Annotated in this window: 15 protein-coding genes; 3 read left to right on the forward strand and 12 right to left on the reverse strand. The window is 75.0% G+C overall.

What is annotated here, in order from left to right; genetic code table 11:
• Positions 1 to 11 precede the first annotated feature (11 nt).
• On the forward strand, positions 12 to 1,037 hold the full coding sequence (locus AB0F68_RS20225) for a LacI family DNA-binding transcriptional regulator (protein ID WP_357340431.1): 1,026 nt from the start codon (positions 12 to 14) through the stop codon (positions 1,035 to 1,037).
• Positions 1,038 to 1,049: 12 nt separating this feature from the next.
• On the opposite strand, the gene AB0F68_RS20230 is transcribed toward AB0F68_RS20225, so the two are convergent.
• The 7 genes from AB0F68_RS20230 to AB0F68_RS20260 all read right to left on the reverse strand — a co-directional run bounded on the left by AB0F68_RS20230 (position 1,050) and on the right by AB0F68_RS20260 (position 9,514).
• Positions 1,050 to 2,360: a D-alanyl-D-alanine carboxypeptidase gene (locus tag AB0F68_RS20230; protein WP_357340434.1), complete on the reverse strand. Its 1,311-nt coding sequence runs from the start codon at positions 2,358 to 2,360 to the stop codon at positions 1,050 to 1,052.
• Between the two features lie 167 nt (positions 2,361 to 2,527).
• Positions 2,528 to 3,112 carry a hypothetical protein gene (locus tag AB0F68_RS20235; protein ID WP_357340441.1) on the reverse strand — a complete coding sequence of 195 codons (585 nt, stop codon included), beginning with the start codon at positions 3,110 to 3,112 and terminating at the stop codon, positions 2,528 to 2,530.
• Positions 3,113 to 3,155: 43 nt separating this feature from the next.
• On the reverse strand, positions 3,156 to 4,130 hold the full coding sequence (locus tag AB0F68_RS20240; protein ID WP_357340444.1) for a flippase-like domain-containing protein: 975 nt from the start codon (positions 4,128 to 4,130) through the stop codon (positions 3,156 to 3,158).
• A 169-nt stretch (positions 4,131 to 4,299) separates the two neighbouring features.
• Positions 4,300 to 5,565, reverse strand: a complete 1,266-nt coding sequence (locus AB0F68_RS20245; protein ID WP_357340446.1) for a serine hydrolase — start codon at positions 5,563 to 5,565, stop codon at positions 4,300 to 4,302.
• A 135-nt stretch (positions 5,566 to 5,700) separates the two neighbouring features.
• Positions 5,701 to 6,336, reverse strand: coding sequence for a hypothetical protein (locus AB0F68_RS20250; RefSeq protein ID WP_357340449.1), 636 nt, complete (start codon positions 6,334 to 6,336; stop codon positions 5,701 to 5,703).
• A 13-nt stretch (positions 6,337 to 6,349) separates the two neighbouring features.
• Positions 6,350 to 8,134: a DUF4012 domain-containing protein gene (locus AB0F68_RS20255; protein ID WP_357340451.1), complete on the reverse strand. Its 1,785-nt coding sequence runs from the start codon at positions 8,132 to 8,134 to the stop codon at positions 6,350 to 6,352.
• Positions 8,135 to 8,284: 150 nt separating this feature from the next.
• Positions 8,285 to 9,514 (reverse strand): glycosyltransferase family 4 protein, encoded by a 1,230-nt coding sequence (locus tag AB0F68_RS20260; protein ID WP_357340453.1) that lies wholly within the window; start codon positions 9,512 to 9,514, stop codon positions 8,285 to 8,287.
• A 123-nt stretch (positions 9,515 to 9,637) separates the two neighbouring features.
• On the opposite strand from AB0F68_RS20260, the gene AB0F68_RS20265 reads away from it, so the two are divergent.
• Positions 9,638 to 10,249 carry a low molecular weight phosphatase family protein gene (locus AB0F68_RS20265; protein WP_357340455.1) on the forward strand — a complete coding sequence of 204 codons (612 nt, stop codon included), beginning with the start codon at positions 9,638 to 9,640 and terminating at the stop codon, positions 10,247 to 10,249.
• Here the strand turns inward: AB0F68_RS20265 and AB0F68_RS20270 are convergent.
• Positions 10,230 to 11,684, reverse strand: coding sequence for a polysaccharide biosynthesis tyrosine autokinase (locus tag AB0F68_RS20270; RefSeq protein WP_357340457.1), 1,455 nt, complete (start codon positions 11,682 to 11,684; stop codon positions 10,230 to 10,232). The two genes, AB0F68_RS20265 and AB0F68_RS20270, sit on opposite strands and share 20 nt — an antisense overlap.
• Positions 11,685 to 12,051: 367 nt before the next feature.
• Between AB0F68_RS20270 and nhaA the strand changes: the two genes are divergently transcribed.
• Positions 12,052 to 13,356, forward strand: coding sequence for a Na+/H+ antiporter NhaA (nhaA, locus tag AB0F68_RS20275; protein WP_357340459.1), 1,305 nt, complete (start codon positions 12,052 to 12,054; stop codon positions 13,354 to 13,356).
• A 40-nt stretch (positions 13,357 to 13,396) separates the two neighbouring features.
• Here the strand turns inward: nhaA and AB0F68_RS20280 are convergent, their stop codons facing one another.
• From AB0F68_RS20280 to egtC, 4 genes are all read right to left on the reverse strand, one after another.
• A complete protein-coding gene (locus tag AB0F68_RS20280; RefSeq protein WP_357340461.1) occupies positions 13,397 to 13,603 on the reverse strand; it encodes a hypothetical protein in 207 nt (68 codons plus the stop codon).
• Between the two features lie 164 nt (positions 13,604 to 13,767).
• On the reverse strand, positions 13,768 to 14,355 hold the full coding sequence (locus AB0F68_RS20285; protein ID WP_357340463.1) for a TMEM165/GDT1 family protein: 588 nt from the start codon (positions 14,353 to 14,355) through the stop codon (positions 13,768 to 13,770).
• 236 nt (positions 14,356 to 14,591) lie between these two features.
• A complete protein-coding gene (gene egtD, locus AB0F68_RS20290; RefSeq protein ID WP_357340465.1) occupies positions 14,592 to 15,557 on the reverse strand; it encodes an L-histidine N(alpha)-methyltransferase in 966 nt (321 codons plus the stop codon).
• Positions 15,558 to 15,597: 40 nt separating this feature from the next.
• Positions 15,598 to 16,344 carry an ergothioneine biosynthesis protein EgtC gene (egtC, locus tag AB0F68_RS20295; RefSeq protein WP_357340468.1) on the reverse strand — a complete coding sequence of 249 codons (747 nt, stop codon included), beginning with the start codon at positions 16,342 to 16,344 and terminating at the stop codon, positions 15,598 to 15,600.
• Positions 16,345 to 16,353 lie beyond the last annotated feature (9 nt).

The following is a 16,353-nucleotide window of genomic DNA, read 5'->3' on the forward strand; positions in this document are numbered from 1 at the left end:
AGGAGACACGGGTGAGCGGGGACGACGAGCCGAGGGTGACCATCACCGCGATCGCGCGGGAGGCCGGTGTCTCGGTGCCGACCGTGTCCCGGGTGCTCAACGGGCGCTCCGATGTCGCCCCGGGCACCCGGGAACGGGTCGAGGAACTGCTGCGCCACCATGGCTACCGACGCCGGGGCAGCCGCGCGGTGCGCCGGGCGGACCTGGTCGACCTGGTCTTCAACGACCTCGACAGCCCGTGGGCTGTGGAGATCATCCGGGGCGTGGAGGACGTCGGCCACTCCGCCGGGGTGGGCACCGTCGTCTCGGCGATCCACCGCGAGTCCACCTCGACCCGGCAGTGGCTGCAGAACCTGCGCGCCCGTGCTTCGGATGGGGTCATCGTGGTGACGTCGCACCTGACCCCGCCGGTGCACGCCCAGCTGCGCCGGCTCAACGTGCCGGTCGTGGTGGTCGACCCGGCCGCCGGGGTGCCGGGCACGGACGTGCCGGCGATCGGGGCGACCAACTGGTCGGGCGGCCTGACCGCGACCGAGCACCTGCTGGAGCTGGGCCACCGCCGGATCGGTTTCGTGGCCGGCCCCACGCACCTGCTGTGCAGCCGAGCTCGGCTGGACGGCTACCGGGCCGCGCTGGAGGCGGCCGGCGTACCGCTGGACGACCGGCTGGTGCAGCCCGGCGACTTCTACCACGCCTCCGGCTTCACCGCCGGCAGCAACCTGCTCGACCTCGACGACCCGCCCACCGCGATCTTCGCGGCCAGCGACCAGATGGCCTTCGGGGTCTACGAGGCCGTCCGCCGGCGCGGGCTGCGGGTCGCCGACGAGGTGAGCATCGTGGGCTTCGACGACCTGCCGGAGGCCCGGTGGGCGTCGCCGCCGCTGACCACGGTGCGCCAGCCGCTGGTGGAGATGGGCCGGCTCGCCGCCCGCACGGTGCTGCGCCTGGCCCAGGGCGAGGAGATCGAGTCGCCGCGCGTGGAGCTGGCCACCGAACTGGTGGTGCGGGACAGCACCGCCCGCCCCGCCGGCCGGTAGGGCGAGGCTCTTTCAGTCGTCCTCCGGCATCTTCGCTCCCGGCACGGCCGCCCTGGGCGGCATCGCGGCGAGGGCGGCGGCGTGCCGGCGGCGCCGGCCCAGCAGCACCGCTCCGCCGGCCACCAGCACCACCCCGACCGCCACCGAGGGGCCGGTGCCCGGCCACGCGCCGGTGGCCGCAGAGCCGGCGCCCCCCAGCCCCGCGCCCCCGGCGAGGGCCGACGCCGCCCCGGTCGGCGCCGCGGCGACCCGGTCCAGTTCGCCGGGGCGGACCAGCCGGCCGACCGCCGCGTCCCGCGGCAGGCCGAAGCCCCAGTCGAGCAGGGCGGCGCCCTGCTGCCAGCCGCGCTGCGTGGGGATCTCCGCGCCGAGCAGGGTCACCACCAGCCGCTGGCCGCCGCGCTCGGCCGCGCCGACGTACGTGTGCCGGGCCAGGTCCGTGAAGCCGGTCTTGCCGCCGATCGCGCCCGGATAGTGGTCGAGCAGCATGTTGTCGTTCTGAATCTGGAACGCCTTCTCGCGCAGCGCCGGCTGGGCGGGCACCTCCGCGGTCCGGGTGGCCGTGTACCGCCGGAACGCCGGGTCGGCGAAGCACGCCCGGGCGATCAACGCCAGGTCGTACGCGCTGGTGAACTGGCCCGGACCGTCCAGGCCGGACGGCGTGAACGCGTGGGTCTGCCGCGCGCCGAGCCGCCGGGCCTCCTCGTTCATCGCGCGGATGCCCCCGGCCGTCCCGTCCGGACCGCCGCCCAGCCGGGCCAGGGCGTTGGCCGCCTCGTTGCCGGACTTCAGCAGCAGGCCCAGCCAGATCGTCTCGATCCGGTACCGCCCGCCCGCGGCCAGCCCCACCGCCGAGCTGCCCGGCTCGATGGCCAGGTCCTCGTCGGTCACGGTGACCTCGCGGTCCGGGTCCAGCCTCGGCAGCATGGTGGCGGCCAGCAGCAGCTTCTGCACGCTGGCCGGTACGCCGTACTCGTGCGGGCCGCAGCCGCCGAGCACCGCGCCGCTGTCCAGGTCGGCGACCACCCAGGAGGTCGCGGTCACCGCCGGCGGAGCGGGCGCGACCGGCGGCAGGACCAGGCCGGCGGTGGCCAGGGCGGCGCCGCCGACGGCCCGTGCGGCCGGGTCGGCCGCGGGCGGCGGCTTCGGGGGCCGGATCGCCGGGGCGGGCACGTTCGGGCAGGGCGGCGCCCCGGCGGGCAGCCGGCCGACCCGGACGGCCGGCCCGCCGGTCCGGGCGCCCGCCACAGCGGGCGCGGGCAGTATCGATGCCGGCACGAGCAGGGCGGCGGCGAGTGCCACCGACGGTCCCCAGGTCCTCATGAACCGGGACGGTAGCCACGCCGACCCGATCGGGTCGCCTGCTCGCCCATTCGCGTCCGACGACCCGCCCGCGGCGGTAGGCTGCCCGGCCCGCCCGCTGGCGCGGCGGTGCCGCCGAGTGCGGCCTCGACCGCAAGCGGGTGGCCGGCGGCGTGCCGCGGCGGCTCTCACGGGACGCGGCCGGTGGACTGGAGCAGCGCGGCGACCACGGCCACCGCGTCGCCGACCGCGTCCAGCAGCCGCCAGCGGCCAGGCTCGTCGGGTCCGGCGGTCGCGGACCGGCTCGCCGCCTCCGCTACCAGCCGCGTCGGGTCGACGCACCGCTCCCGGTGACGGCCCGCCGGGTCGGTTCGGGGCGTGCAGTGGATGTCCACGCCCGGGGTGGGGCGGGTTACGAGGTCGGCGCCGGAGGAGATGACCGGGACGCACAGCCGGCCCTGCTGGCGCAGCGGCCCCAGCAACTGGTCGGCGATCGGGGAGGTCGTCACGACCGCCCGGGCGTCCGGCGGGATCGACCGGCGGACCCGGCGCCGGACCGGGCGCAGCAGCAACCGGAGCACGGCCGTGGACACCCGGAACCGGCTGGTCAGGAGCAGGCAACGCCAGGGCACCCGGGGCAGCAGCTCCGGGAGGCTCAGCCGGTCCACCGCGTAGCCCAGGCCGCGCAGCCGCCGGGTCAGCTCGGCGGCGTCCCGGTCGGGTCCGGCGCCCGGTCCCGCGGAGACCACCACGATCCGCCCCGCGTGCTCCATGCGCGGCGGATACCCGTGGTCACCGCGTCCACGCGCCGGTCGGTCAGACCGCGCCGCGCCGCACGAGCAGCCGTAACGCCACGTAGCCGGGCAGCACCGGCAGCCAGAACGTGGCCAGCCGGTAGACGAGCACCCCGGCCACCGCGGTCTCGGTCGGGACGCCGTAGAGCAGCAGGCCGGAGACCAGGGCCGCCTCGGTGGCGCCGAGCCCGCCGGGGGTCGGCGCGGCGGTGGCCACCCCCTCCCCCACCACGCACACCAGCACCACCGGCGCGAGCAGCGCCGGCGCGGCGGACAGCCCGACGGCGAGCAGGGCCAGCCAGAGCGCGGCACCGTAGGCCAGGGTCAGCGCCACGCTCACGGTCAGCAGCGGCACGATCCGGCCGCCCTGGGCCAGCGCGCGCAGGGCGTCCGTGGCCTGGTGCCGGGCCGTCCCGAGCCGGGCTCGCCACCGCGGTACGGCGAACGCAACGGCGACGGCCAGCAGCACGGCGAGCACGGTGAGCAGCACGGCCAGTCCTCGCCCGGCGGCGGCGTCGGCCAGGTGCCGGCGGGTCCCCCGGGTGAACGGCAGCAGGACGGGCAGCAGCAGGGCGACGGCCAGCACACCGGCGACCCGGTTCACGGCGACCGCGGTGGCCGCGGCCGGCACGGTAAGTCCCTGGCGGTGCAGGTAGCGAAGGCTCAGCGCCACGCCGCCGAGCGCACCGGGCGCGAGCCGGTTGACGAAGGCGGCGGCCACCTGGACGGCGACCGTGCGGCCGAGCGGCACCGGGGTGGCGACGGCGAGCCGCAGCGCGAGCGCGCTGAACAGGTAGGTGGCGGCCGCGGCGAGCAGCGAGCCGGTCACCGCGAGCGGGTCGGCGTGCCGCAGGGCGTGCAGCGCGGCGCGTACCTGGCCGAGCTGGGGCAGCAGGAAGTGCACCAGCAGGCCGAGCATGACCAGCAGGAAGACGTCCCGCCAGGTGATCCGCACGGCGTGGGCCGGGCGGCCGGACGGTGGGTGCCTCCGGCGCATCGCCGGAGTCAGCGGGCGGTTTCCGGGCGGCCGTCCACCGCGGCGGGCGTGCCCGGCGTGGTTGCGTCGGCTGGCCGGCTGTCCCGCATGATCCGACCATAGGGGGACCGGCCGCCGAGGCGGGCGGCATCGCCGCCGATCCGCCCGACCGGTACGCGGCCGGCGCCGGTCAGGCGCGGCGGCGACCGACCCGGCGGCGCCGACCACGGCGGGCGACCAGCGCCGCCACCAGCCCGCCCACGGTGAGGGCGAGCAGGCCGGCGGCGGGTGCGATGACCTGCCAGTCGCCGTCGGCCATCCGACGCAGCGCGGTCCCGGCCGGCCCCCGCCACTGCGGCGGCGGGGTCGGGCGGGCCGCTGCCGGGGAGGAGCTGGTGTCAGCCTGCTCGGCGTCCAGTTCGCCGGGGCCGACCAGCCGGCCGACCGACGCGTCCCGGGGCATCGCGAAGCCCCAGTCGAGCAGTTGGGCGCCCTGCTGCCAGCCGCGTACTGGGCGGGCCTCGGCGCCGAGCAGGGTGACCACGAGCCGCCGGCCGCCGCGCTGGGCGGCGCCGACGTAGCTGTGCCGGGCCAGCTCGGTGAAGCCGGTCTTGCCGCCGAGGGCACCCGGATAGCGGTAGATCAGCTGGTTCTCGTTCTGGATCTGGAAGCCGCCGGCCTTGAGCGCGGGCTGGGCGGGGATCTGGGCCCGCTCGGTCAGCGCGTAGCGGCGGAACCGCTCGTCGGCGAAGCACGCCCGGGCGATCAGCGCCAGGTCGTACGCGCTGGTGAACTGGCCGGGGCCGTCCAGCCCGGACGGGGTCACCGCGTGGGTCTGGCGGGCGCCCAGCCGGTGCGCCTCGGCGTTCATCTCGGCGACGCCGGCGCCCGCGCTGCCAGCGCCGAGCCGGGCCAGCATGTTCGCCGCGTCGTTGCCCGACTGGAGCAGCAGCCCCAGCCAGAGCGTCTCCACCGCGTAACGCCCGCCGACGAGCAGGCCGACGGCCGAGCTGCCCCGCTCGATGTCCAGGTCGGCCCGGGTCGCGGTGGCCACCTGCTTCGGGTCGAGCCGGTTCAGCATGGTGGCGGCCAGCAGGAGCTTCTGGGTGCTCGCCGGGGTGGCGTACTCGTGCGGGCCGCAGGCGCCGAGCACGGCGCCGCTGTCCAGGTCGGCGACCAGCCAGGTGGTGGCCGTGAGCGCCGGGGGCGGCGGGCTGCCGGGCGGCGTCACCAGGCCCGACGTGGCCAGCGCGTCCCCGCCGATGGCCTGCTGTTCCGGCACCGGCGGGGGCGGGGTGGGACGGGGCGGCCGGGTCACCTTCGGCGCCGGCAGTCGCGGGCAGGGCACCGCCGCCCCGGCGGCGGCGGTCACCGGCGGCGCGGCGTCCGCCGGGGCCGGCGCCCCGGTGACGAGCAGGGCGACGACGGTGGTGGCGGCCAGGACCCGGGCTCTCATGGAGAGGCACCCTACCCAGACCCGTTCCGGGCGCGGCGCAGACACCGGCGTTGCCGCACGCGTGAAGGTGCCCGCCGGACCTGGTCCGGCGGGCACCTTCACGATCGGTCCGGGACCTGCCCGGGGTGCCTCAGGTCAGCGGGAGCCGATCCCGAAGCGATCGCGCCGACGCCAGGCCAGGGAGAGCAGCACGAGCACCGCGCCCGCACCGGCCAGGCCGCCGCCGAGCTTCACCGGCGTGCTGAGGCTGTCGCCGGTCACCGGCAGGTTGCCGCTGCCGTGCGGCGGCCGGTGCGGCCGCGCCGGGTAGACGATGCCCGTGGCGCTGTCCGACAGAGTCCCCCGGGTGGCGGTCTCCTGGGTGGCGGTGAAGCGGTACCGCCCGGTCCGGGTGGGCTTGTAGGTGACGGTGAAGTCGCCGTTCTCGTCCGCCGTCACGGTGAACGCGGTCGGCGCCGGCTGCGGCTGCTGGTAGGCCACCGCACTCATCGCGACGGCGCTGCCGTCGCTGCGGCGGGCCGTCCCCTGGGCGGGTGCCGCGTTGGGGAGGCCGCTGATCGCCACACTGATGGTGACCGCGCCGGGCGCGAAGCCCGTGCCGGTCAGGGTGAAGGTTTGGCCGAGGAAGATGGCGGTCGGCTGGACGGTCAGCGACACTTCTTCCGCCGGCGGGTACACGGGCGGCTGCGGCTGTGCCGCGCCGGCCGCCGTCGGCATGGCCGCCACGGCCAGGCCGACCGTGAGTGCCATGAAGATGCGGGATAGCCGCATGATGGATTCCCTCCTACTGATCACAGCTTGGTGCGGAAACAACTTGGGTGGTCCATGGGGTGACGGTGGGTGTGAGCACCAGCTCGGCCGTGCCGGCGCTCGTCTTGCCGGTGAGCAGGGTGACGTCGAGGGTCCGGGTACGACCCGGCTTGACCTCCACGTTCACCACGGTCACCTGGCGACTACCGGCGGTCGCGCTGCCCATCCGGGCGTCCCGGCCGTCGAGCCGCCCGCCGAGCACCGCCCCTCCGGTCGGCGTGTACACCGACACGAAGGTGCGGGCGGTGTACGGATCGCCGGAGAGCGCGAGGCCGGTGACCGACTTGGTCAGGCCCGACTTCGGGGCGGTGGAGTGGACCGTGACCCGGAGCCGCAGCTCCCGGCGCCCGTCCGGCTGGCAGTCGCCGACCGTCACGGTTGCCGAGAACCTCAGGTAGTAGCCGAGCTTCGCGCCGCTGCCGTCGTTGAGGAACACGCCGACGGTGGGCACGGTGTCCTTCTCGCGGAGCTTCCCGGCCAACCGGCTGTCGCCGAGGACGCGCTGCTCTGCGGGGTGGACACTCCAGAACAATATCCGACGTTCTGCAATAGAACGGTTGAAAACGGTCAAAAGAGCCCTTGGATTCACCGCCTTGGTGAAGAGCGCGTCGAACACGGCGGACGCGGCCTGCGCGAAATAGGTGTCCTGCTCCCGGGTGTCGAGCGTCCGGTAGGCGTCGCTGAGCAGAGTCCGGACCACCGTGCTGCCGGCCAGACTCGGCCGGTCCGGCACGGTGACCGGCCCGATCACGCCGAGCAGGTACGACAGCACCAGCGGATCCACCGCGAGCACCCCGTCCACCGCCGTGCCGGTGCGGCGGCGGACCATCTCCCGGTAGAGCGCCGCCGCGGTCGGGAAGTCCGGGCTGAGGTTGACATCCGCCGGGTACGTCCCGGGCAGGTCGTTCCAGAGCCGCCGCACCTCCTGGCTCACCGGCAGCGGCGGGGTGAACAGCCCCAGGCTGCTCGCGCTGTTCTGGCCGGACATCCGGATCCGGCCGTTCTCGGCCCGCAGCACCGCGTGCGCGCCGAACATCCCCCCGGTGGCGCGCAACTCGGCCGGGTTCTGGGAGACGAGCAGGTAGCTGCGGGGGCCGTCGGCGCCGAGCAGCGCCGGCAGCAGCCGGGCGCCCTGGTCCGCCGCGGCGGTGAGCTCGCCCAGCCGGTCCAGTTCGGTCCGCAACCCGGCGACCGCGTCCCGGACCTGTTCGACGAGGTCGTCGGTCGACACGGCGCGCAACCGGGCACCGGTGTCCCGCACCGCGCGGTCGGCGGCGGAGACCTCGGCCGAGACGGCGCGCAGCCGGCCCAGGTCGAGCCGCCCCTCCTTCGGCACCAGCGAGGCGAGGTCGACCCGGAGCAGGGTGGGGAAGGCCAGGCGGGCCAGGTCGTCCACGGCCACCGCGATCTGGCGTACGGCGGCCAGGTCGTCGCCCGCGTACGGGGCCTGCTGGCCGAGCCACCAGCCCAGGTCGCCGGTGGCGCTCCGGGCGGCGGCGGCCTGCTCCTGGAGCGCCGCGAGGGTGCGCTGGGCGCGGGCGGCGTCGCCGCCGACCACCTGGGTGCTGAGCTCCTGGGCCAGCCCGGCCGCGTTGAGCAGGTGCGCCCGGGCCTGCCAGCCCCGGAACCCGACCCAGCCGCCGGTGGCCAGCAGCACCGAGACGACGACCAGCCCGACAAGCAGGAACCGGCGTACCCGGGCCCGGCTCCGACGCCGGGAACGCCGCCGCCGGCGGGACAGCCCACCGCTTTCCGTCACACCACTCTCCCCAGGCTCGAAACCGGACACCAATGACGTTTGATCGCTTTCTAGCACGAATTTCCACGCATTCGTGGCGCAATCAGGGACTTTGGTGCCATATGTCGGTTTCGTGAGGTTCGCTCCGGTCAGCGACGGGCGTCGCTCCGGTCAGCGGCGGGCGTCTGCGGCGCGCGTCGAGACCTCGTGCAGCAGCCGCTCGATCCGGTCGACGCCGGCCCGCAGCGACATCTCCCGCAGGTAGGCGTCCCGCCCCCGGCGACCCATGTCCATCCGGGCCGGCGGCGGGATCGCCGAGGCGAGCCAGAACCGGTCCGCCAGCGCGGCCCAGTCCTCGGGCGGGCAGGACAGCCCGGCCCGGGCCCGTTCCACCAGGGCCACCGTGTCGCCGCCGGCCGAGGCGACCACCGGAGCGGCGCAGGAGAGCGCGGCCTGGAGCTTGCCGGGCACCATGCCGCGCAGCTCCGGCAGGTCACGCAGCATGACGAGCTGGTAGTCGGCCGCCGCGTACAGCTCGGGCATGTCCAACGGGGACCGTCGGTCGACGAACCGGACGTTGTCGGCCTGGAGTTCGGCGGCGAGCCCCCGCACGCGCCGCTCCTCGGCTCCGGAGCCGACCAGGACCAGGTCCATCCGGTCGTCGAGCGCGGCCGCCGCGCGCACCGCGGTCTCCAGCCCCTGCCGTACGCCGATCGTGCCGGCGTGCATCACCACGCAGCGGTCGTCCCGGCGGATCAGCCGCCGGGCCGCCCGGCTGGGCTCGGTCGGGCGGAAGATTCGCTCGTCGGTCCAGTTGAGCACCACCCGGACCCGCTCCGGGTCGGCGCCCCCGGCGACCACCAGGTCGCGCATGGACGGTGCGGTGACCGCGACGGCTCCCGCCTCCTGGTAGACCCGGCGCAGGGTGGCGTCCAGCCGGCCCGACCACCGGCGGGTCTCCCCCGCTCGGGACGGCTCCTCCTCCGGCCAGACGTCCTGCACGTGCAGCACGGTCGGCACCCGGCCGAGCAGCCGCACCAGGCCGGCCGCGGCGAAGGTGACCGCCGGGAGCTGGAAGACGTACAGGGCGTCGACGTCGCCGAGGTAGCGCCGGCCGGTCAGCGCCACACTGCCGGCGAAGGAGAGCCAGCTGGCCATCCGCGCCCCGGCGGAGCCGTCGCCGCCGGCGTACCGGGGCACCCGGCGGACGGTCAGCCGCTCGCTGTGCGTCTGGTGCCGCCAGCGCTGCCGCCAGCCCGGATAGACGTGCCCGCCGGGATAGTCGGGGAAGCCGGTGAGCACCCGGACCTCGTGGCCGCGGGCGGCCAGCTCCTCGGCCAGGCTGCCCGGGATGAACGCGGGCTCCGGCGGGAAGTGGTACGACAGGATGCCGATCTTCATGGCCGCGCTCCCGGCGCGGCTTCCCGGCGCGCGGGCCCCGGCACCCCGTACGATGCCGACATCCCCTCTGCGTCCGGCCGCGATCGCCGGAACATCGCCGTCGCGGCGCCGTGTCCCGCGACCATGCCGACGAGAGGGGTGCAGATGGTCGACGGGGTGCTCTTCGTCTGCCACGCCAACATGTGCCGGTCACCGATGGCGGAGTTCATCGCCCGGCGGCTGCTCCGCGACCTGCCGGTCACGGTGACCAGCGCGGGCACCGACGCCCTCGACGGGGCGGCCATGCACCCGTACGCGGTCGAGGTGGCCGCCGGGACCGGGGCGGACCCGGCCGCGTTCCGCACTCGCCGGCTCCGCCCGGAGCACCTGACCCGGGCCACCCTGGTGCTGACCGCGACCCGGCGGCAGCGCTCGGTCTGCACGGCACTCGCCCCGGCGGCGCTGCCCCGGACCTTCACGCTCCGCCAGTTCGCCCGGCTGGCCGCCGCGGCCGCCACGGCCGAGCCGGCCGAGGTGACCGAGGTGGCCGAGCCCGCCGCCCCGCCCGAGCGCACCCCGCTGCGGGCCGCCGTGGCGGCGGCCGCCCGCGCCCGGGGGCGGCTGCAACCCGCCACCCCCGACGCGGACGACCTCCGCGACCCGATCGGCGGCTCGCCGGCCGACTTCCGGCGCTGTGCCGAGGAGATCGAGCGGTCCATCCGACCGGTGCTCGCGCTCATCGGGACAGCCGGCTGAGTTCCTGGGTGTGGTCGCCCACGGCGGCCTGCTCCCCGCGCCGGGCCGCCCCGGCCCGGTCGGTGGGGACGGACGGCGCCGCGGCCGGCACGACCACCTTGTACGCCTCGTACTGGTAGGCGTCCGCCTTGGCCACCTTGGCCATGTTCAGCACGCAGCCGAGCAGCCGCACCGAGACCGAGTGCAGCGACTGGGCCGCCGCGGCCACCTGGCTGCGCGAGGTCCGGCCCTGCTGGGTGACCAGCAGCGCCCCGTCGGCCTGCACGGCCACCACCACGCCGTCGGTGACGGCGAGCAGCGGAGCGGTGTCGATGATGACGATGTCCGCCGACTCGCGCAGCGCCACGAGCAGGTCCGCCATCGCCTTGGAGCCGAGCAGCTCGCTGGGGTTGGGCGGGGTGGCGCCGCTGGGCAGCACCAGCAGCGACTTGTCGCCCCACCGCTGCACCACGTCGCCGACCTGGACGTCGCCGACGAGCACGTCGGTGAGCCCCACCCCGCCGTCAAGACCGAGGTAGTCGGCGATCTTGGGACGGCGCAGGTCGGCGTCGATGAGCAGCACCCGCCAGCCCGCCTCGGCCAACGCGATGGCCGTGTTGCAGGCCATGGTGGTCTTCCCCTCGCCCTGCAGGGCGCTGGTGACCGCGATGACCCGGGCCGGCTCGTGCACGTCGACGAAGCGCAGGTTGGTGCGGAGCTTGCGGACCGCCTCGGCGCGCCGCGAGTTGGCCGCCTCGCCGACGATCAGCGGGGCCGCCTTGGCGCCGGACTCGAACGGAATCTCGCCCAGCAGCGGGCTGCCGGTCACCCGCTGGAGCGCGGCGGCGTCCCGCATCCGGACGTCGGCCAGCCCGCGCAGGACGGCCAGTCCGGCGCCGAGCAGCAGCCCCAGGAGGCCGCCGATGACCAGGTTCCGCACGGGCTGCGGTGAGACCGGGCTGGACGTCACCCGGGGACCGCTGACCACCTCGAGCTTGATCGGCGGCGCCTTGCCGTCCGGCGGGGTCTCCACCTTCTGCACCAGCTCGATGAACTTGGCCGAGAGCGTCTCGGTGGTCTTCAGCGCCCGGGTCTGGTCGGTGTCGGTGATGGTGGCCTTGAGCAGCACCGTGCCGGCCTCGGTGGAGGTGACGATCCGGCGCTGCACCTGGTCGGCGGTGAGCCCGAGCGGGGCCTCGGCGACCACGCTCTGCGCCAGCCGGTCGCTGGTGAGCAGGTCACCGTAGGACTTCACCCGCTGCTGGAGGAAGAGGCCGCCCTGGTAGGCGTCGGTGACGCCCTGGCTCGGCGTGGTGACGAAGAAGGTCACCGAGGCCTCGTAACGGGGCGCCGTGCGGACCGTCACGAGAGCGGCGGTGCCCAGGGCGATCATCACCGTGACCAGCACGATCCACCAGTGGCGTCGGACCAGGCGCAGGTAGCTGAGAACGTCCATCACGCTCCCCCTCGCGACGCGCCGGTCTGCCGATGAAACTGCACGAAAGCCCCCTAATAACCCAGTACGCGTGCCAGGATCGAAACGCCTATACCTCACGGTAAGCGACTCGATGAATGTAAACGATCAGAACCGCACAGACGGTCTAAATCCTCCCATTTAGAGAGCACTCACCGAGGCAACCCGTGGATCGTCGGGCCACCCGGAGTGGCCGCCTTCTTCCTGTTAACGCTGGACACGGCCGCGTGGTGCGGCGGATTTCCGGCGAGTCGCGGGCGGGCCGGCGGCCGGATAGGGTCGGAACCGGTGTGCCGGGAAGCCTGGTCGGCGATCGCTTCGCCGACCCCGCTCCCGGAACGGACGCCGCATGACCGAACGCACCACCCCGCCCTCCTCCCGCCTGCTGTCCCGCCGGTCCTGGCCGGAGGCCCGCTTCCTGGCCGACGTGCTGCGCACGGAGACCGTCGGCGGCGGCCTGCTCCTGCTCGGCGCGGTGATCGCGATGGTCTGGGCCAACTCCCCCTGGCGCGCCGCGTACGCCGAACTTGGTGACTGGGTGCCGTGGCCGGGCGGCGCCGGGCTGCACCTGGACCTCAACCTCGCCACCTGGGCCGCCGACGGCATGCTGGCGATCTTCTTCTTCGTGGTCGGCTTGGAGCTCAAGCGGGAGTTCGTGGCCGGTGACCTGCGCGACCCGCGCCGTGCGGCGCTGCCGGTGGTGGCCGCCATGGGCGGCATGGTCGTGCCGGCGCTGGTCTACCTGACGGTGACGCTCAGCGCCGGCGGGGTGGGGCTGCGCGGCTGGGCGATCCCCACCGCCACCGACATCGCCTTCGCGCTCGCCGTCCTCGCCGTGGTCAGCTCGCACCTGCCGCAGGGCCTGCGCGCCTTCCTGCTCACCCTCGCGGTGGTCGACGACCTCTTCGCGATCGTCATCATCGCGGTCTTCTACACCGCCGACCTCCACCCGCTGCCGCTGATCGCCGCGCTGCTACCGATCGCCGCCTTCGGGCTGCTGGTGCGGCGCCGCCACACCTGGTGGTGGGCGCTGCTCCCGCTCGCCGTGACCGCCTGGGCGCTGGTGCACGCCTCCGGCGTGCACTCCACGGTGGCCGGGGTACTGCTCGGCTTCACCGTGCCCGTGCTCGCCCCCCGGGGCGGCGGGCCGGGGCTGGCCGAGCGGCTGGAGCACCGGTGGCGCCCGATCTCGGCGGGCCTCGCGGTGCCGATCTTCGCGTTCTTCGCCGCCGGGGTGACCCTGGTCGACGTCGACCTGGCCGCGGTGCTCACCGACCCGGTGGTGGTCGGGGTGGTCGCCGGGCTGGTCCTCGGCAAGACGGTCGGGGTGTTGGGCTCCACGTTCCTGCTCGCCCGTTTCACCCGCGCGGAACTCGACGAGGACATCACCTGGGCGGACCTGGCCGGGCTGGCCCTGCTGGCCGGCATCGGCTTCACCGTGTCGCTGCTCGTCGGCGAGTTGGCGTTCGGGCCGGGCAGCCCCGAGGACGAGCGGGTGAAGGCCGCCGTGCTGCTCGGCTCGCTGGTCTCGGCCGGGCTCGCCTCGACGGTGCTGGTCCGGCGCAACCGGGTCTACCGGCGGATCAGCGAGCGGGAGAGCCGGGACTCCGACGGCGACGGCATCCCGGACGTCTACCAGGACAGGCCGGCCTAGCTCGCGCGCCGGCCGCCACCGCGGCCGGCTCGACTCGGGTTCAGCGGCGCCGGTCGGCCCGGCGCTCCTCGCCGCGCTCCTCGGTCTCCTCCTCCAGCGCGTCCGTGACCGGCTCGGTGAGGTCGTCGCCCGGGACCGCGATGGCCTCGATCCGGTCCTGCTCGTCGGAGCGCCCGCCGGCCGGCGGCTCCGGAGCGGTGGCGCCCCCGGCGAAGCCGTACTCGTTGGGCTCGTCGTGCCTGCTCATGCGCTGGACCTCCCGGTCGTCGGGGTTTCGTCTCGTGGCTCACGCTAGGCGGTGGTCGTCGCCCGCCGCAGCGTCGCCCGGATGTTCATACCCAGGGGACCCGGCTCTCGATCATCCGCCGGCCGGTTCCGCCGCACCCCGGCGGCGGAACCGGCCGGCGGGGGTCAGGTCAGTTCGGCGACCGCCTCGAGGATCAGCCAGAGGCCGGAGATGGCGAAGAGCACGGCGGCGCCGTAGCGGATGGCCTTCTCCGGCAGGTGCCGGCCGAGCAGGCGGCCCACCAGGATGGCCAGGGCGTCGGCGGCGACCATGCCGAGGGTGGAGCCGAGCCAGGTGCCGAACCAGCCGTACTTGGTGGCCAGGGTGATGGTGGCGAGCATGGTCTTGTCGCCCAGCTCGGCCAGGAAGAACGCCACCCCGACGGCGACGATGGCGTTACGGCTGCTCTTCTCCGCCTTGCGCTTCTCCTCCTCGGTCAGCTTGTCGCCGCGCAGCGTCCACGCGCCGAAGCCGAGGAACGCCAGGCCGGCGACGAGCGAGATCCAGCTGGTGGGCAGCGCCGCGTTGAGGCCGTATCCGATGGCGACCGAGGCCAGGTGCACGATCGCGGTGGCCACGGTGATGCCGATGAGCACCGGCAGGGTCCGGAACCGGGTGGCGAACGTCAGAGCCATGAGCTGGGACTTGTCGCCCAGCTCGGCGACGAAGATGACGCCGAAGCTGATCACCAGCGCGACGAGGAAACCGTCCATGTGAACCTTCCCGATCAAGCCGGGAGGAGGTACGGGGGCGCCCTCGACCCGGCTGCGACAGCCTGAGTCGAAGGTCTCGCCCGCCCCGGGGACCGGGGCCGCGTGGCCGGATGCGGAACGCATCAGTATGTCGACCACGACATTGGGGGCTACTCCCCTTCGCGGCCCCAGCCTAGCGGATCATCACGGCGCGGGCCGCGACGGGTGAACAGGCTCACCCGCCGCGCCCCGGCGGCTCAGTCGGCCCGGGCCAGGCTGACCCCGAAGAGCCCGTCCGGGTCGGTCCAGAACGCCTGCCGGTCGAACCCCGCCGCGACCAGTTCCCGGCCGATCCCCTCGGGCCGGAACTTGGCCGAGACCTCGGTCCGCAGCTCCTCGCCGGCGGCGAACTCGACGTCCAGGTCGAGCACGCGCACCCGGACCGGACGCTCGGCCCGCAGCCGCATCTCGATCCACTCGTGCTCAGGGTCCCAGACCGCCACGTGCCGGAACGCCTCCGGGTCGAAGTCCGCCCCCAGTTCCCGGTTGATCACCCGGAGCACGTTGCGGTTGAACTCGGCGGTCACCCCGGCCGCGTCGTCGTAGGCCGGGACGATCACCGACGGGTCCTTGACCAGGTCGGTGCCGACCAGCAGCCAGTCGCCGGGCTCCAGCGCCGCGCGCGTCGCGGTGAGGAACTCGGCCCGGTCCACCGGCAGCAGGTTGCCGATGGTTCCGCCGAGGAACAGCACCAGCCGCCGGCCGCCGGTGGGCAGCCGGTCCAGGTGCCGGGTGAAGTCGCCGACGATGCCCCGCACCCGCAGCCCGGGGTACGCGGCCGCGATCTGCCCGGTGGACCGGCGCAGCGCGCTGACCGACACGTCCAGCGGGACGAAGGTGCCCAGGTCGCCGTGGCGGGTGAAGGCGTCCAGCAGCAGCCGGGTCTTCCCCGACGAGCCGGAGCCCAGCTCGATCAGGGTCTTCGCGCCGGTCAGCTCGGCGATGTCGTCCGCGTGCGCGGCGAGCACCGCCCGCTCGGCCCGGGTCGGGTAGTACTCCGGCAGCCGGGTGATCTCCTCGAAGAGCTCGCTGCCCCGGGCGTCGTAGAACCATTTCGGTGGCAGCCACTTCGGTGTCGCGGTCAGCCCGACCCGGACGTCCTCCCGCAGGCCGCGGCTGAGGTCCTGCTCCTCCAGGTGGATCTCCAGTGGCTCCGCGCTCATCAGCTGTCCTTCCTGTTCCTACCGCTGTGGGAAAGGGATGTCAGGCGACCGTCAGCTTCCGGGTGTCCAGCCCGGTGGCGGTGGCCACCACCAGCCGGCCGTCCGGCAGCGCCCGCCAGCCGGGGTCGTCGTCGAAGGGCTCCGAGGCCAGCAGCACCGAGCCCGCGGTATGCCGCGCCGACAGGGCGTGCCCGGCCACGGTGGCCGCCACCGTGATGCCGTCGGTAAGCAGCAAGTTCAGCCGCGATCCCGGGGCGGCGGCGGCGACCGCCGCGACGGTCCCGTCCAGCGCGTCGCCGGGCGCCGCACCGGCCCGCAGCCGGTGCCGGACCAGCGCCCAGAGCAGCGCCGAATCGCTCGGCACCTCCAGGGTCAGCAGGTCGCGGACGGGCAGCCCGGCGGCGAGCGGCACCAGGCTGTCCGGCCAGCCCCGGACCACCCCGTTGTGGCTGAACAGCCACCGCCCCTCGGCGAACGGCGCCGCCGCCGTCTCGTGCAGCGGCATGCCCACCGTGGCGGACCGGACGGCGGCCAGCACCGCGCCGGCGACCGTCACGCCGGCCAGCTCCGGCAGGGTGGTGTCGCTCCACATCGGCTGCGCCCGCCGGTAGCGGACCGGGTCGCCGTCGCCCGGGTACCAGCCGACCCCGAAGCCGTCGGCGTTGATCGTGCCGCCGCCGCGCATGTCGCGCGGCGCCCAGGACTGCCGCAGCAGGCCGTACGGCGGGTCGAAGAGGAGGCTGCGCAGGCTGACCGGCGGACCCAGGTACGCCAGGTGGCGGCACATCAGGCGGCA

It is taken from the genome of Micromonospora sp. NPDC023966 (assembly GCF_040639095.1).
Taxonomy (GTDB): domain Bacteria; phylum Actinomycetota; class Actinomycetes; order Mycobacteriales; family Micromonosporaceae; genus Micromonospora.

What these genes read in the sequence shown, in the direction of transcription:
- AB0F68_RS20230 (WP_357340434.1), bottom strand. Translation starts at nt 2,360, where the DNA reads ATGAGGACCTGGGGACCGTCGGTGGCACTCGCCGCCGCCCTGCTCGTG.
- AB0F68_RS20235 (WP_357340441.1), bottom strand. Translation starts at nt 3,112, where the DNA reads ATGGAGCACGCGGGGCGGATCGTGGTGGTCTCCGCGGGACCGGGCGCC.
- AB0F68_RS20240 (WP_357340444.1), bottom strand. Translation starts at nt 4,130, where the DNA reads ATGCGCCGGAGGCACCCACCGTCCGGCCGCCCGGCCCACGCCGTGCGG.
- AB0F68_RS20245 (WP_357340446.1), bottom strand. Translation starts at nt 5,565, where the DNA reads ATGAGAGCCCGGGTCCTGGCCGCCACCACCGTCGTCGCCCTGCTCGTC.
- AB0F68_RS20250 (WP_357340449.1), bottom strand. Translation starts at nt 6,336, where the DNA reads ATGCGGCTATCCCGCATCTTCATGGCACTCACGGTCGGCCTGGCCGTG.
- AB0F68_RS20260 (WP_357340453.1), bottom strand. Translation starts at nt 9,514, where the DNA reads ATGAAGATCGGCATCCTGTCGTACCACTTCCCGCCGGAGCCCGCGTTC.
- AB0F68_RS20265 (WP_357340455.1), top strand. Translation starts at nt 9,638, where the DNA reads ATGCCGACGAGAGGGGTGCAGATGGTCGACGGGGTGCTCTTCGTCTGC.
- AB0F68_RS20270 (WP_357340457.1), bottom strand. Translation starts at nt 11,684, where the DNA reads ATGGACGTTCTCAGCTACCTGCGCCTGGTCCGACGCCACTGGTGGATC.
- nhaA (WP_357340459.1), top strand. Translation starts at nt 12,052, where the DNA reads ATGACCGAACGCACCACCCCGCCCTCCTCCCGCCTGCTGTCCCGCCGG.
- AB0F68_RS20280 (WP_357340461.1), bottom strand. Translation starts at nt 13,603, where the DNA reads ATGAGCAGGCACGACGAGCCCAACGAGTACGGCTTCGCCGGGGGCGCC.
- AB0F68_RS20285 (WP_357340463.1), bottom strand. Translation starts at nt 14,355, where the DNA reads ATGGACGGTTTCCTCGTCGCGCTGGTGATCAGCTTCGGCGTCATCTTC.
- egtD (WP_357340465.1), bottom strand. Translation starts at nt 15,557, where the DNA reads ATGAGCGCGGAGCCACTGGAGATCCACCTGGAGGAGCAGGACCTCAGC.
- egtC (WP_357340468.1), bottom strand. Translation starts at nt 16,344, where the DNA reads ATGTGCCGCCACCTGGCGTACCTGGGTCCGCCGGTCAGCCTGCGCAGC.